We start from the raw sequence: 14,175 nt of genomic DNA on the forward strand, positions 1-14,175 counted from the left end.
CGCCGGCGACTAAGCGTTTCCGGGGGCGGCAGAGCCCGCCGAGCTCATCGCAGGAGTCGGCCGCTACTCGACGATGTCGATGGCGGGGCGGCCCGGCTCCGCCTTGCTGAGCACGCTCTCGTCGGCGTCGGCGGCGCGCTCGACGCGGACCGGCGCGTCGAACTCCCGCTCGATCAGCCACGCGGCGGCGCGCAGGGCGTCGTACTCGGCGTCGCCGCCGAGCGTCTCCCGTAACGCCTCGCGGTTCGCCTGGAGGTCCTGCCCGTACGAGGCGGCGGCGTCCCCCTGATCGCGGATGTGGCTCTCGGCCATCAGCTCCGAGATCAGGTTGTCGGCGTCGCTGTCGATCGCGATCGCCAGGGCGTCGTACTTCCAGTCGGGCGCGACGACCACGTCGATCCGCTCCGGGTCCTCGATCCCGGCGACGTCGATTATGTCGCGCACGTCCTCGCGGGTGTTGGTCACCAGCCGGCGCCGGCGCTCGACGGTGTCGCGGTCGACGCTCGCGGTCGGCCACTCGGCCTCGGCGACGAACCCCTCCCGACCGAGCGTCTCCCACAGCTCCTCGGCGAGGTGGGGGGCGACCGGCGCGAGCAGTCGGACCGCGACGTCGAGCCCGCGCTCGAAGACGGCGGGGTGCGGGTCGGCGTACTCGCGGTAGCTCCGGAGCGTCCCCACGAGGTCCTGCGCCTCGCGGAGCGCGACGTTGAACGTCAGGTCGTCGTACTCCGCGCCGGCGATGGCGACCGCGGCGTCGGTCTCGTCGGCGACGTAGTCGTCGATCTCACCGCGGTCGACGGGGTCGGCGCCGGTGCCGCCGCCGGCGAGCGTCACGTCGCCCGCCGCGTACGCCTCGACGAGGTCGTTGAGGCGGGTCAGGAACCGGTGGGTGGACCTGACCCCCTCTTCGGACCAGTCGAAGTCGCGCTCGGGCTGGGCGGCCTCCATCATGAACAGCCGCGCGGTGTCGGCGCCGTACTCGTCGACGATCCGCTGCGGCGAGACGACGTTCCCCTTCGACTTCGACATCTTCTCGCCCTCCAGCTGGACCATCCCCTGCGCCAGCAGGTTCGTGAACGGCTCGCGGTGGTCGAGGCCCTCCTCGTCGGCCAGCACCTTGGTGAAAAAGCGCGAGTACAGCAGGTGCATCACGGCGTGTTCGATGCCGCCGACGTACTGGTCGACCGGCATCCAGTCGTTCGCGCGGTCGAGGTCGAAGGGTGCCTCGTCCAGGTCCGGCGAGACGTACCGCAGGAAGTACCACGAGGAGTCGACGAACGTGTCCATCGTGTCCGTCTCCCGGGTCGCGGGCGCGCCGCACTCCGGACACGTCGTCGCCTGCCACTCGTCGGCGGCGTCCAGCGGGTTGCCGGTCGTGTTGATGAACTCCGGCAGTTCGACGGGCAAGTCCTCGTCGGGCACCGGGACCGCTCCGCAGTCGTCGCAGTTCACGATCGGGATCGGCGTTCCCCAGTAGCGCTGGCGGGAGATCCCCCAGTCGCGCAGGCGGTACTGCGTCGCCTCGCTCGCGCCCTCGGTGTCTTCCGTAATCCGTTCCCGGGCGGTCTCGCTGTCGAGGCCGGTGTACTCGCCGGAGTCGATCACGACCCCGTCGTCGGTGAACGCTTCCGCCTCGACGTCGGGGGCGTCCGGGACCGTCTCGCCGTCCGGGTCGTCCGGCTCCGGCGCGATCACGGGCCGGATCTCGACGCCCTTCTTCGTCGCGAACGCGTGGTCGCGCTCGTCGTGGGCGGGGACCGCCATCAGCGCGCCCGTCCCCACGTCCGAGAGGACGAAGTCCGCGACGTAGACGGGGATCTCCTCGCCCGTAACGGGGTTCGTCGCGGTGAGGCCGGTCTCGACGCCGTTCGGCTCGTCGCCGTCCGGGTCGGCCTCGTGGTGGACGAACTCGTGGACCGCGTCGTCCGTTTCCGCCAGCTCCCGGGCGATCGGGTGGTCGGGCGCGATGGCGAAGAACGTCGCGCCGTGGATCGTGTCGATCCGGGTCGTGAACGCGGTGACGGTCCCGTGTCCTTCGATTTCGAAGTCGACCTCGCTCCCGTACTGGCGACCGATCCAGTTGCGCTGCATCTGGCGGACGGAGTCGGGCCACCCTTCCAGCTCGTCGATGGCCTCCAGCAGCTCGTCGGCGTACTCGGTGATCTTCAGGAACCACTGGTCCAGCTCGCGAGTCTCGACGGGGGTGTCACAGCGCCAGCACAGCTCGTCGTCGCCCTCGACCTGCTCGTCGGCGAGGACGGTCTCGCAGGAGGGACACCAGTTCACGTCGGCGTCGCGGCGCTCCACGAGGCCGGCCTCGTGGAAGCGGCGGAACAGCCACTGGTTCCACCGGTAGTACTCGGGGGTACAGGTGGTGACCTCGCGGTCCCAGTCGTAGCCGAACCCCATCGACTTCATCTGTCCCTTCATCGTGTCGATGCAGTCGAACGTCCAGTCGCGGGGGTTGGTGTCCCGCTCCTTGGCGGCGTTCTCGGCCGGGAGCCCGAACGCGTCCCACCCCATCGGATGGAGCACGTCGTCGCCGCGCATCCGGCGGTAGCGGGCGTACGCGTCCGTGATCGTGTAGTTGCGGACGTGGCCCATGTGGAGCTTCCCCGACGGGTACGGGTACATCCCGAGGACGTACGTCGGGTCCTCGGCGTCGTCCGGCACGTGGTACACCGAGGCGTCGTCCCACGCCTCCTGCCAGCGTTCCTCGACCCTCGCGTGGTCGTATCCCTCCTGAGACATCTGCTTATATACTCGTGGTCGGTTCGGCGTCGTATAGCTTTCCATCCAGTGGTGGGCGGTGACGTCCGGTGACGCGCTCGTCGAGGCGTCCGACGCGGCGCCCTACAGCTTCTCGGCGTTTTGCGCCTGCTCGACGCGCCTGATCGCCTGCTCGATCCGTCTTCCGGTCGCGTTCGCGAGCCCCGGCGGTAGCCCCGCTCTCGCGGCCGCGAGCCGCTCTTCGATCCGAGCGATCCGGTCGAGCACGTTCGCCAGTTGCCGCTCGACCCCTTCGGCGTCGCCCTCGCGGGCGCGCTCCGCCGCCCGTTCCGCGGCGTCGACCGCGGCGGCGAGGGCGCGTTCGAGCCCGTTGACCGCGTTCGACGGACCGCCGCCGGAACCGCCACTGCCGCCGGAACCGCCGCCGTCGTCGCTATCGCGGTCGGCCGCCGCGGCGGCGACCGCCGCGCGCGTCTCCTCGGCCACGTCCGCGACGTAGCCGGCGAGCGGGGCCACCCCGGTCTCCGGGCGCTCGATCCGGATCGGCTCCTCGGTCTCGGCCTCGTCCGTCGCGGGGTTGACCCGGTACGCGCCGACCTCGCCGTCGGCGTCGCGTACCTCCGTCGTGTACGCGCCGCCGGCGTCGACGTACACCGCGTCGCTCCCGTCGATCGCGGAGTCGTAGATCCGCCCCGCGAAGTCGTCTTCGATCGCTGACCGAGCCAGGTTCACGTCGCTTTCGGCGTCCGAGAACTCCACCTTCCGCGCGTCCTCGCGGGCGACGAGCGGGATCTCCCCGTCGGCGCCGGCGGTCGTCACCGGCTCGTCCGCCGAGACGGTCAGCGTCTCGCTGTGAGGTGCCCGTCCGGCGCCGTTGACCGTCAGGCGGTGCTCCCCTTCGGGGATCCCGTTCGCGACCGCGACCCCGCGGGCGAACGTCGGAACCGCCTCGGGGTCGCTCTCGATCAGGACGAACGACTCGACGCTCGTCTCGATCGTCGTCAGCCCCTCGTCCGCCGGCGCCTCGTCGCTCTGCGTCGTCTGCGTGACGCGGGCGACGACCGCGTCGAGCGCCCCGGCCGCGTCGTCCCCGAACGACGGGTCGTCGGCGACGGCGTCGTACCGCGCCGCGAGCTCCGCGCGGTGGTTGCCGGCGGTGACGTCGAGCGCGGGGTTCTCGTAACGGGGCTGTTCCCACGGCACGCCGGTGGTCGTGATGTGGCTCGCGACGGCGTCCTCGACTATCTGGGGGACGGCGAACTCGAAGCTGAGCTGCGGGCCGGTGAACGCGTCGATCCCCTCCAGTTCGGCGGTCTCGACGAGGTCGTACTCGACGACGGAGTCGGCGACCTCGTCCGCGAGCGCGGCGTCGTCGCCGTCGGCGGTCCCCTCGTCGGCCGGTCGCTCGCGGTACCGGAAGGCGATCCCCGTCTCCCGGAGCGGGAGGTCCGTCGGCGGCGAGCGCAGCGCGTCGAGCGACCGGATCGTCAGCGCGCCGTCGACCAGCGACTCCTCGGTGACCGACGGGAGGTCGGGGTGTTCGTAGAGCGGTTCGCCCTCGTACTCGGGAACGACGAACGGGAGCCGCATCTGCTCGTCGCGGGGGAGCCCGTACGCGATCGGGATCCCGAGGAGGTCCTCGACGGTGTCGATCGTCGTGTTCGTGATGTCCGCGAGCAACCCCCCGTCGCCGACCCGCTGGAACTGATCGGGGTTCTCGTTGACCGAGAGCGTGCTGGAGTGCGAGCCGAGCTCGGAGAGGATCCGGGGGACCACGTCGGGATCCGGGTCGAGGAACTCGTTGTTCGGAACGCTCCGGGAGTGGGAGCTGGCGACGTACAGCTGCGGGTCGCCCGCCTCGAGGTCGACGAACACGTGGAGCACCTCCCAGTCGTGCCAGTGGAAGTTCGTCGTGAACTGGTCGAACGCGGAGTAGAACCAGAACTGGACGACCGCGAGCGGGGAGTCCTCGTACCGCATTCCGTTGTAGAAGACGGTCGGATTCGGCGGCTCGCCCGACGCCTCGTACCGCTCGTGGTAGCCGTCGAACGCGTCGAAGCCGTCGACGACCGTCTCGCCGTCCGCCTCGCTCGCGTACGGTCGGGGGTCGGTCGGGAACCACGGCTCGGCGGCGTCGAAGTACAGCGTCGGCGCGAACCGAGCCGCGAGTTCGTCGAGCCGTTCCGGCTCCAAGTCGGCCGTCGACGCGTCGTCCGGCTCCGGGCCGGAGCAGCCGGCGACCGCGGCGCTCCCGGCGCCCGCGAGCGCGCCGAGAACCGTCCGGCGGTCGACGCGATCCGCGGGCGCCCTGTCGGTCGATTCGACCGAATCGGTCTCGCTCGCGTCGTCGACCTCGTCGGGTCCCCGAGTCATCTCCTCGATTCACGAGAGCCGAACGAATAACCCTTCTGTCGCCCCCTGAGTCGCGTTCCGCTCGACCGTCAGGGCTCGCGAACTCCGCGAGAGACGTCCGAGACGACGGCGTCGACACCGGTGCCCGCACCCGCGACCGCCTCGTACTCTCGGGCCGAGGCGACGGTCCACGGCAGCACCCGGAGTCCGGCGTCCGCCGCACGCGAGAGGATGTCGGTCCGGAGGCACAGCTCGTACCGCGGCGACACCGCCGCACACCCCAACTCGGTCGCGGTCTCGACCATCGCCGCGACGTCCTGCGGCGGGTACGCCCACCTCGGCAGACGGACCCCTTCGCGACTCCCCGGAATCAGCGGTCTGAGGGGCCGCGCGGGGACCGACTCGCGCACGCCGTAGACGGTCGATACCGTCGGATCGGCCGTCCGCACCGCCTCGATCACCGCCGGGTCGTCGGCGGTGACGGCGAGGTCGTAGTCCCCGTCCGCGCCGAGCGCGAGCGCGTCCCCCGCGACCCCCCGCTCTTTCAGGTCGAGCATGACCCACGCGTCCGCCGGCACGGCGTCCAGCGCCGCCGCGAGCGTCGGCACCGGCTCGCCCGAGCCCGCCACGGAGAGGTCGGCGAGCCGCTCGCGCGGGGTCCGGGCCACGCGCCCGGTGGCGTCCGTCACCCGCCCGAGCGTCGCGTCGTGGAAGGCGACGAGTTCCCCCGTCCCGCAGCGGCGAACGTCGAGTTCGATCCGGTCGACGACCGCCGTCGCCGCCTCGACCGCCGCGACCGTGTTCTCCGGGTTCTCGGCCGCGAAGCCCCGGTGGGCGACGAGGGGCGGGTCGGCGGCGTCGCCGTCGCCGGCGCCCTCGGTCGCCTCCCCGTTCCCGCGCCCGACGCAGCCGGCGAGGGCGGTCGATCCGACCGCCGCCGCTCCGCCGACCGCGAGCGATTCGGTCCGCCGAAGCACCGCTCTGCGGGTCGGGCGGGCCCCCTCGCCGGATCCGGACGAGTCGGTGTCGCTCACGGCGTCGTTCTCGTGGGGTGTTCGGCCCCGCGAACAAAAGTCCGCGGGCGTCCGCTCCGGCCGGCGAGCCCCCGCGTCCGCGGGAGAAGGTATTTGCGGCCGGCCGCCCGAATCCGGGATATGGACGGGAAGCAGGCCCTCTACTACGCGGCGATCGCGATCGCGGCGTTGATCGGGGTCAGCGTCGTCGTGAGCGTGGTCTCGGCCCTCCTGAGTCTCGCCTGGGCGGTCCTCTCCGGGATCGTCACGCTCGCCGTGCTGGCGGGGCTCGGTTACGCCGCGTACGAGGCGGGTTCGTGGCTGCTGAGCGACGACGACGCCGGATCGCTCGACTCGATCGGGTCGGGATCCACCTCGTCGACCGAGGTCGACGGCGGGAGTAGCCGCCAAGACCGCCTCCGACAGCAGTACGTCGAGGGGCAGATCAGCGAGGCGGAGTTCGAGCGCCGGATCGGCGAGGAGTTAGAGACGGAGGAGCGCGACGACATCGACCGCGAGCTCGAACGGGAGCGATAGCTCCCGCCGTGCCGCGACGGTTTCGTCCGTCTCAGAACCGGTCCCGCAGCTCCGAGCGCAGGTCGTCGACGGCGAGGTCCTTCATCGCGAACAACACGAGCAAGTGGTAGACCAGGTCAGCGCTCTCGGCGGTAAGCTCCTCGCGGTCGTCGTCTTTCGCCGCGAGGATCGCCTCCGTCGTCTCCTCGCCGATCTTCTCTAGGACGGCGTTCTCCCCTTTCTCGTGGGTGAAGAGGGAGGCGGTGTACGACCCCTCCGGGAGCTCCTCCCGCCGCGACTCGATGGTGGCGAACAGCTCGTCGAGGACGTCCTCGGACGGTACCGCCGAATCCCCGCCGGCCTCGGCGGCCGGACCGTCGGTCGTCCCGCCACCACCGTCGTCCCCGGCCGGACCGCTCACGCGACCACCTCCCGCTCGGGGAAGAACGCGAGGTCGTGGATCCGCGGATCGTCGGTGAGCTCCGGGTGGAACGCGGTGGCCACGACCGGGCCGTCGCGCACCGCGACCGCGCGGCCGCCGACCGTCGCGAGCGTCTCGACGCCCCCGCCGATGTCGTCGATGAGCGGCGCGCGGATGAACACGGCGTGGAAGGGGTCGTCGAGCCCGGCGACCGGGATCTCCGCCTCGAAGGAGTCCTTCTGTCGGCCGAACGCGTTGCGGTCGACGGAGACGTCCACGAGCCCTAACGCCTCGACCCGTTCGTCCTTCGCGTCGTTCGAGCAGACGATGAGCCCGGCGCAGGTCGCGAGGACCGGTTTGCCGGCCGCGACGTGGGCCTCGATCTCGGCCGCGATCCCTTCGCGGTGGATCAGCCGCGAGATCGTCGTCGACTCCCCGCCCGGTATCAGGAGGACGTCGCAGTCGGGCACGACCCCCGCGTCGCGCACCTCGACGACCGCCGCGGACTCGTCGTGGGCGGCCGCGGCGTTGCGGACGGCGGCGGCGTGTTCGGCCACGTCGCCTTGAACGGCGATGACGCCTGCTTTCATACGGATACGTGGGAGGGGCGCGTGGAAAAAGGGCGCGCTACGTCGTCGGTCGGTCCGTCGGCAACGCGGCGGGGAGAACTGATGCGGCGCGGGCCTACGCGACCGTCAGCGAGAGGATCTGGACGAACAGGCCGAAGAGGACGCAGAACGCGAGGACCGTCTTGGGGTTGATCGTGATGGCGTTCCGGTCCTCGTTCTCGAAGTAGCGGACCAGTCCCGCGCTGGACATCAGTCCGCCGGAGTTGGAACCACTCATATCCCCCTCTGGACGGCGCCGCATTCTAAACGTTTCGTTCGTCGCTCGGGCCGCAGCGGGCCCTTCATCCGCTTTCCGCCCGCCGTCTCATCGGTTCCGCCGTCTCGTCGCCCTCGACGAGTCGCACGGGCCCGGCGCACACACGAGTGGGAAACCCTTATGCGCGGGCCGGCGATAATTTGCGCCGACCATGACCGTTCGACTGCTGGACTTCCACGCCGAGTGGTGCGGCCCGTGTAAGACCCAAGACCCCATCTTAGAGGAGATTCAGGACGACCTCGGCGACGCGTTCGAGCTCCAGAAGGTCGACGTCGACGAGGAGCAGGACGTCGCGAACCAGTACCAGGTCCGCTCGCTCCCGACGCTCATCGTCGAGAACGACGACGGCGTCGTCGACCGCTTCGTCGGCGTCACCCAGCGCGAGGACATCGAGGCCGCCCTCAGCGAAGCGGGCGCCTGACTCGCGGCCCGAGCCCCTTTCACTCCTCGGCGCTCCAGCGGCTCCGTCCCGTCGATCCGACGCGTTCGCGACGGTGACAGCCCGCCGCGCCGTCTCGCAACCTTTTACAGCACCGCCCGCCCAGTAGCCGTATGGCCAAGTTCGACGCCGCCGAACGCCGCATGCTCGACCGACAGATCTGTATGCGCTGTAACGCCCGCAACGCCTCCGAGGCCGAGCGCTGCCGCAAGTGCGGCTACACCAACCTCCGCCCGAAGGCGACCGAGCGCCGCGCCGCGTAGTAGGCCCGTCTTCGGCTCGGTTCCGGTCCGTCTTCGGCTCGGTTCCGGTCCGTCTTCGTCCCTTCTCTCGGATCTCTCCGCCTCGACGGCCAGCCGCGCGTGCGCCTCACGCCTCCCCAGCCTCGGCGGACGGCCCGGCGCGGGCGGGGCCGCGCCGGACCGCCGCCTCCACCGGAAATCAAAGATTTCCGAGCCCCCGTTCGCTCCGCTCACGGGGACCTCGCGGCCGCCGCCGGCGGCCGCTCGGGGGCGCGCCGAGGGGTGGCGGTCGGCCTCCTCGCCGCTCGTTTTTAAATACGGATCGCGTTCACTCTTAAATACGGACCGCGTTCACTCCTCGGGGTACTTCGGCTCGCGGCGCTCGGCGCGCTCCGTCGCGCGCTCGATCACCTCGCGGACGGTGTCCGGCCCGTCGGCGGCGCGGTAGACATCGCCGTGGCCGGGGTACATCGCCTCGGCGGTGTCGGGCAGCCGGTCGAGGATCTCGCGGAGGCTCTCGATCAGGCGCTCGCGCGACTGGCCGGCCATGTCGGTGCGGCCGAACGACCCGTCGTCGAAGGCGCCGTCGTTGTAGACGACCACGTCGCCGGAGTAGAGTCGCTCCTCGCCGACGAGCGAGACGTGGTCGTCGGCGTGACCGGGCGTGTAGACGACCTCGCACGGCTCGTCGCCGACGAGCACCTCGTCGCCAGGCTCGAGCGCGGTGTCGCGACGCGGGTGGTCGGCGTACGCGAACACTCGGGGGTCGAAGCGGTCGACCACGGCGTCGAGTTCGCCCACGTGGTCGTGGTGCTGGTGGGTCAGTACGACGCGGTCGAGGTCGTCGACGCCGGCGTCGTCGAGCGCGTCGGCGATCACGTCGTCCACGCCGGGCATCGTTCCCGCGTCGACGAGCGTCGTCGCGTCTCCGACGACGAGGTACGCGTTACAGGTGAACTCCTCCGCGTCCGCGGTGACGGTGATCGGCTCCATACCCGTCCTCGCTCGCGGAGCGACAAAAGGGTACAGCCGCGGGCGCACCGACGGGGCTCTCTCCGCCGGCGGCCGTGGATTTATCTATCGCCCTCTGTTAATTCTACACACACATGGGATTCGGCAGCTACGACGAGTCCGAACAGGAGAATCAGGACCTGGACGCGGACTTCGACGACGACGGCGTCCAGGCTGCCCAAGAGACCCACGAGGGGTCAGTCGACTACGAGCCCGGCGCCTCGAACGACGAGCTTCTCGACCGACTCCAGGAGATCAAATCCGAGGACGCGTGAGTGACGCCGCCGAGCCGCACGCTCGGCCTCGCCTTCTCTGACGCCCGCGACGCGAGCTACGCGGCCGGCGTCGTCGTCCGCGCCGACGGGACGCCGGACGGCTTCGCGTTCGCGCGGTGTACCGTCGGCGGGACGGACGCGACCGACGCGGCCATCGACTGCTGGCGCGCGCTCGACCGCGAGGACGTGCGCCACGTCGCCTGCGCGGGCGTCGCGCCGGCCTGGTTCAACCTCGTCGACCTCGACCGGCTCCGCGAGACGATCGACCGCCCCGTCTACGCCGTGAGCTACGAGGCGAGCCCCGGGCTCGAACCGGCCCTGCGCGACGCGTTCGACGGCGACGCGCTCGCCGCCCGCCTCGACGTCTACCGGTCGCTACCGTCCCGGGTCGCGGTCGATGCTCCGGAGTCCAGCGACCCCCGCTTCGTCCGGGCGGTCGGTATCGATCCCGAGGAGGCCGCCGCGGCGATCAGGGGCCTCACCCGCGACGGCGAGCGGCGGTGTGAGCCGCTCCGGCTCGCGGCGTTGGCCGCGAGCGCGCACCGCGAGGCGGCGGCGACCGACGCTACTTAGACGACCGCGTCCGGAACCCCCGTATGAGCGAACACGGCGGCGACGGCGCCGCGCTCGACGAGGAGCTGCGCGTGCCGGCCTGCGAGCGGTGCCCGGCGCTGGTCGAGTCGCGGAGCCGGATCGTCGACGGGGTCGGCCCGACGGACGCGGACCTGCTGTTCGTCGGTGAGGGACCGGGCGCCACCGAGGACGAGCGGGGAGAGCCGTTCGTCGGTCGCTCGGGCGACGTGCTCGACGAGGCGCTGCGAGACGCGGGGCTCGCCCGCGCGGACGTGCGGATCACGAACTGCGTGCGGTGCCGGCCGCCGGACAACCGCGATCCGACCGGCGAGGAGCTGGCGAACTGCCGCGGCCACCTCGAGAGCGAAATCGACCGCCTCGACCCGGAACTGATCGTGACGCTCGGCAAGGTGCCGAGCGAACACCTCCTCGACCGGTCGGTGGCGATCACCGCGGAGTCCGGCGACGTGGCCGACGCGCGGCTCGCGGGCGAATCGCGGCGCGTGCTGCTCTCCGTCCACCCGGCGGCGACGCTGTACGACCGGAGCCAGCGCGACGGCTTCTTCGAGACGATCGCTCGGGCGGCCGAACTGAGCGGCGTCGGTGAACGGAGCGGGGACGGCGGGGACGGCCAGTCGCGGCTCGGCGAGTTCTAGTTCTTCGGGTCGCCGCGGCCGAGCCACTTGTTCGGATTGAACAGGTCGCGGATCGCCTCGATGAGTCCCTTCCCCTCGTGCTCGCCGGGCCGGAGCCGGGCGCGAATGCGCGAGGAGACGAGCTCGATGCCGAGGACGACGATGAACACCATCACCAGCCCGGCGGCGGTCTGCTGGAACTCGAACAGGTCCTGACTGTTCCGGATCATCAGCCCGAGGCCGCCGGCGCCCACGACCCCGAGCGAGATGGCGATCCGGGTGTTGATCTCGAGGATGTACAGGGTCCACGCGATGAACGACCGCGAGACCTGGCTCAGCATGCCGAAGCTCACGGTCTGGGTGCCCGACGCGCCCGTCGACCGGATCGCCTCGATCGGTCCCTCCTCGATCTCTTCGAGGTCGTCGGTGAACAGGCGCCCGAGGTTCCCGATGCTGTCGGTCGCGATCGCGAGCACCGCCGTGACCTGTCCCGGCGGGCCGATGGGGATGTACAGGAAGATCCAGACGATGGCGGGGATGGCGCGGATGCCGCTGAGCGTGCCCCGGAAGATGAAGTTGAACGGGAACGGCGTGACGCGCTCGCTCCCGAGGACGCCGAGGACCAGCGCGAACGGGAAGGCGAACACGGTGCCCATGAACCCTAACAGCAGCGTCACGAGGCTCGCCTTCACCAGCGACTGCCGCGACGATCTGAAGCTCTCGACGATGTGCGCCCCCCCGTCGCCGAAGCTCGCGGGGATCGCTCGCAGTCCGGTGATGTTCTGGTCTTTGGTGTAGATCGTGAAGTTCTGGAAGTCAGGCGGGAAGAAGCCGGTCGAGATGAACTCGTACATCCCCGGGAGCCGCCCGGCGACGACGCTGGGCTGGAAGCCAATGAAGCCGAGCCCCCAGTAGGTGACGCCGAGGACCGCCGCGAGCAGCACGCCCCACAGCACGTACTTGAGTCGCCGGAGCCGTTCGAGCGCGCGGAACTGGTCGTCGATCGCCGAGTCGGACGGCGAACTCACGCCCGACCCCCCCCGTCGGTGGCGGCGTCAGCCTCGGCGTCGGTTTCGCCGACTTCGCCGCTCGCCGCCCCCGTCGGGATCGTCTCGCCGCTCTTGGTTTCGCCGTAGTAGATCCGGTCCATCTCGTCCATCGTGAGGTCGTCGGCGTCGCCGTCGAATATCACCTCGCCGTCGCGGATACCGAGGAACCGATCCCCGAACTCGCGCGCGATGTTCACCTGGTGGAGGCTGGTGATCGTGGTCAGGTCCTGCTCGGTCGCGGCCTTCTTGAGGTAGCGCATCACGTCGCGGGCGGCCTTCGGGTCGAGGCTGGCGACCGGCTCGTCGGCGAGGACGATCTCCGGGTTCTGAACCAGCGCCCGCGCGATCCCGACGCGCTGTTTCTGGCCCCCGCTCATCGACTCGGCGCGCTGACCGGCCTCGTCGAGGAGGCCGACCGTCTGGAGGGCTTCGAGAGCGGTCATCTTGTCCGCGTCGGCGTGTAGCCCGAGGGCGCTCCGGACGAGCCCGTTCCGGGAGAGCGCTCCCGACAGCGCGTTGCCGAACGCGGTCTTGCTCTCGATGAGGTAGTGTTCCTGGAACACCATTCCGACCTCGCTGCGGTTCCCCTGAAGCTCCTTGCCGCCGATGCGGACGGACCCCTCGGTGGGCTGCGTGAGTCCGTTCAGTACCCGGAGCATCGTCGACTTGCCGGCGCCGGAGGGACCGAGGAGGATGACGAACTCCCCCTCATCGATGGTGAACGACACGTCGTCGAGGGCGACGGTGTCCTCGTCGTATATTTTGCTGACGTTTTCGAATTCGATCGTTGGCATGAGGTGTTGCTTTGTCGGAAAACAGACCGATCGTGTGAAAAACGATCCGAAGTTGGGGGGCGGGGTCCTACTGTCCGAAGATGTCCGCTCCGACGCCGAGCTCGTCGGCGACGTCGATGACGGACTGGTAGTCCTCCTGGGCCGCCTCGCGGACGCGGCTGAACCAGAGGTCGTCTCCGGTGCCGCCCTCGCCGTCCGCACCGTAGTAGATGCTGTCCGGGGCCTCGAGGAACGACGCCTGGAGCGCGGACTTCACGTCGTCGCTCAGCTCGGGCGAGACCACGATCGGGGCGCGCGGCAGGCCCTCGTCCTCGTGGAGTGTCGTCGCGACCTGCTGCCACTCCTCCGGCGTCGGGCCGGTGGAGGTGTCCCGGACGAACCCGCCCATCGCCGCCGCGTCGACCTGCCCCTGTTCGAGCAGGGTGTACGAGCCGACGTGGCCGCCGGCGAAGCGGGCGTCGAACTCCGCCTGTGAGCCGTTGCCCTCGGGGAGGTTCCCGACGTCGAGGCCGCCCTGGTTCGACATGCTGTACAGCGGGTACAGCGCGCCGCTGGTCGACAGCCGGTCGGAGAAGGCGACGGTCTTGCCGGAGAGATCCGACAGCTCGGTGATGTCGCTGTCGTTCGGCGTCGCGATGATGCTCTTGTACGTCCAGCCGCCGTAGCCGTACCGCTGGAGGATGATCTCCGCGTTGCCGGTCTTCACGCCGAGGGCGGCCGCGAACGGGCCGGTCTCCGCGAGGTCGGTCGTCCCCTGACCGAGCGACTGGATGACCGCGCTGTAGTTGCTCCCGATGTTCCCCTCGACGTTGAGGCCTTCGGGAACGTTGTGGTTCTGCTGGAGGTAGCTCCCGACGTGGTCGAGGAGCGGAGCGTACTGTACCTCGAGGTCCTCCTGCGGAACGGACGGCGAGATACCGAAGTTAACCGTTCCGTCCCCGCCGAAGGTCATTGCCGCGTCGCCGTCGCCGTCGCCGCTCATGCTGTCGCCGCCGGACCCGTCGCCGTCGCCGCTCATGTTGTCGCCGCCGGACCCGTCGCCGCTCGTGTTGCCGCCGCCGCTACATCCCGCGAGTCCCACGATACTTGCCGCACCCGCGACCTTGAGGAATTTGCGTCGTCTGGCCATGAGGAGTACATTTGGGGATTCTACTGGCGTCTCAAAAGTGTTGCTGTTTAAATATACGGACTGGTATGTACCGCTATGTACCGGATTCCGGATGGAAACTGACTTCCACGC

Annotated in this window: 16 protein-coding genes; 6 read left to right on the forward strand and 10 right to left on the reverse strand. The window is 70.3% G+C overall.

Going from position 1 to position 14,175, the window contains the following annotated elements:
* Positions 1-63: 63 nt before the first annotated feature.
* The 3 genes from leuS to BM286_RS06155 all read right to left on the reverse strand — a co-directional run bounded on the left by leuS (position 64) and on the right by BM286_RS06155 (position 6,116).
* Positions 64-2,751, reverse strand: coding sequence for a leucine--tRNA ligase (leuS, locus tag BM286_RS06145; protein ID WP_092920705.1), 2,688 nt, complete (start codon positions 2,749-2,751; stop codon positions 64-66).
* A gap of 102 nt (positions 2,752-2,853) precedes the next feature.
* On the reverse strand, positions 2,854-5,103 hold the full coding sequence (locus BM286_RS06150) for a hypothetical protein (RefSeq protein WP_092920706.1): 2,250 nt from the start codon (positions 5,101-5,103) through the stop codon (positions 2,854-2,856).
* A gap of 68 nt (positions 5,104-5,171) precedes the next feature.
* On the reverse strand, positions 5,172-6,116 hold the full coding sequence (locus BM286_RS06155) for a glycerophosphodiester phosphodiesterase (RefSeq protein WP_092920707.1): 945 nt from the start codon (positions 6,114-6,116) through the stop codon (positions 5,172-5,174).
* 120 nt (positions 6,117-6,236) lie between these two features.
* On the opposite strand from BM286_RS06155, the gene BM286_RS06160 reads away from it, so the two are divergent.
* Complete coding sequence (locus tag BM286_RS06160; protein ID WP_092920708.1) at positions 6,237-6,632, forward strand: hypothetical protein; 396 nt, start codon at positions 6,237-6,239, stop codon at positions 6,630-6,632.
* A 31-nt stretch (positions 6,633-6,663) separates the two neighbouring features.
* Here the strand turns inward: BM286_RS06160 and hisE are convergent, their stop codons facing one another.
* The 3 genes from hisE to BM286_RS06175 form a co-directional block, all read right to left on the reverse strand.
* A complete protein-coding gene (gene hisE / locus BM286_RS06165) occupies positions 6,664-7,032 on the reverse strand; it encodes a phosphoribosyl-ATP diphosphatase (RefSeq protein WP_394327273.1) in 369 nt (122 codons plus the stop codon).
* Positions 7,029-7,622, reverse strand: a complete 594-nt coding sequence (gene pdxT / locus BM286_RS06170; protein ID WP_092920709.1) for a pyridoxal 5'-phosphate synthase glutaminase subunit PdxT — start codon at positions 7,620-7,622, stop codon at positions 7,029-7,031. The genes hisE and pdxT overlap by 4 nt, the downstream gene beginning before the upstream one ends.
* Before the next feature lie 94 nt (positions 7,623-7,716).
* Positions 7,717-7,878 carry a preprotein translocase subunit Sec61beta gene (locus BM286_RS06175; RefSeq protein ID WP_092920710.1) on the reverse strand — a complete coding sequence of 54 codons (162 nt, stop codon included), beginning with the start codon at positions 7,876-7,878 and terminating at the stop codon, positions 7,717-7,719.
* A 190-nt stretch (positions 7,879-8,068) separates the two neighbouring features.
* On the opposite strand from BM286_RS06175, the gene BM286_RS06180 reads away from it, so the two are divergent.
* Positions 8,069-8,338 (forward strand): thioredoxin family protein, encoded by a 270-nt coding sequence (locus BM286_RS06180; RefSeq protein ID WP_092920711.1) that lies wholly within the window; start codon positions 8,069-8,071, stop codon positions 8,336-8,338.
* A 131-nt stretch (positions 8,339-8,469) separates the two neighbouring features.
* Entirely contained in the window at positions 8,470-8,619 is a 150-nt protein-coding gene (locus BM286_RS06185; RefSeq protein WP_048078454.1) for a 50S ribosomal protein L40e, read from the forward strand.
* A gap of 330 nt (positions 8,620-8,949) precedes the next feature.
* Here the strand turns inward: BM286_RS06185 and BM286_RS06190 are convergent, their stop codons facing one another.
* Complete coding sequence (locus BM286_RS06190; RefSeq protein WP_092920712.1) at positions 8,950-9,591, reverse strand: MBL fold metallo-hydrolase; 642 nt, start codon at positions 9,589-9,591, stop codon at positions 8,950-8,952.
* A gap of 113 nt (positions 9,592-9,704) precedes the next feature.
* Between BM286_RS06190 and BM286_RS06195 the strand changes: the two genes are divergently transcribed.
* Genes BM286_RS06195 through BM286_RS06205 form a run of 3 tightly spaced genes read left to right on the forward strand, consistent with a single transcriptional unit; the run spans position 9,705 to position 11,113 of the window.
* Positions 9,705-9,884, forward strand: a complete 180-nt coding sequence (locus BM286_RS06195; RefSeq protein ID WP_092920713.1) for a DUF5786 family protein — start codon at positions 9,705-9,707, stop codon at positions 9,882-9,884.
* Positions 9,885-10,457, forward strand: a complete 573-nt coding sequence (locus tag BM286_RS06200) for an endonuclease dU (protein ID WP_092920714.1) — start codon at positions 9,885-9,887, stop codon at positions 10,455-10,457.
* 23 nt (positions 10,458-10,480) lie between these two features.
* Positions 10,481-11,113: a uracil-DNA glycosylase gene (locus BM286_RS06205; protein ID WP_092920715.1), complete on the forward strand. Its 633-nt coding sequence runs from the start codon at positions 10,481-10,483 to the stop codon at positions 11,111-11,113.
* Here the strand turns inward: BM286_RS06205 and BM286_RS06210 are convergent.
* From BM286_RS06210 to phnD, 3 genes are all read right to left on the reverse strand, one after another.
* A complete protein-coding gene (locus tag BM286_RS06210) occupies positions 11,110-12,120 on the reverse strand; it encodes a PhnE/PtxC family ABC transporter permease (protein WP_092920716.1) in 1,011 nt (336 codons plus the stop codon). The two genes, BM286_RS06205 and BM286_RS06210, sit on opposite strands and share 4 nt — an antisense overlap.
* Positions 12,117-12,935, reverse strand: coding sequence for a phosphonate ABC transporter ATP-binding protein (gene phnC, locus BM286_RS06215; protein ID WP_092920717.1), 819 nt, complete (start codon positions 12,933-12,935; stop codon positions 12,117-12,119). The genes BM286_RS06210 and phnC overlap by 4 nt, the downstream gene beginning before the upstream one ends.
* Before the next feature lie 67 nt (positions 12,936-13,002).
* Positions 13,003-14,064, reverse strand: a complete 1,062-nt coding sequence (gene phnD / locus BM286_RS06220) for a phosphate/phosphite/phosphonate ABC transporter substrate-binding protein (RefSeq protein WP_092920718.1) — start codon at positions 14,062-14,064, stop codon at positions 13,003-13,005.
* Positions 14,065-14,175: the final 111 nt, after the last annotated feature.

Source organism: Halorubrum sodomense (assembly GCF_900111935.1).
Taxonomy (GTDB): domain Archaea; phylum Halobacteriota; class Halobacteria; order Halobacteriales; family Haloferacaceae; genus Halorubrum; species Halorubrum sodomense.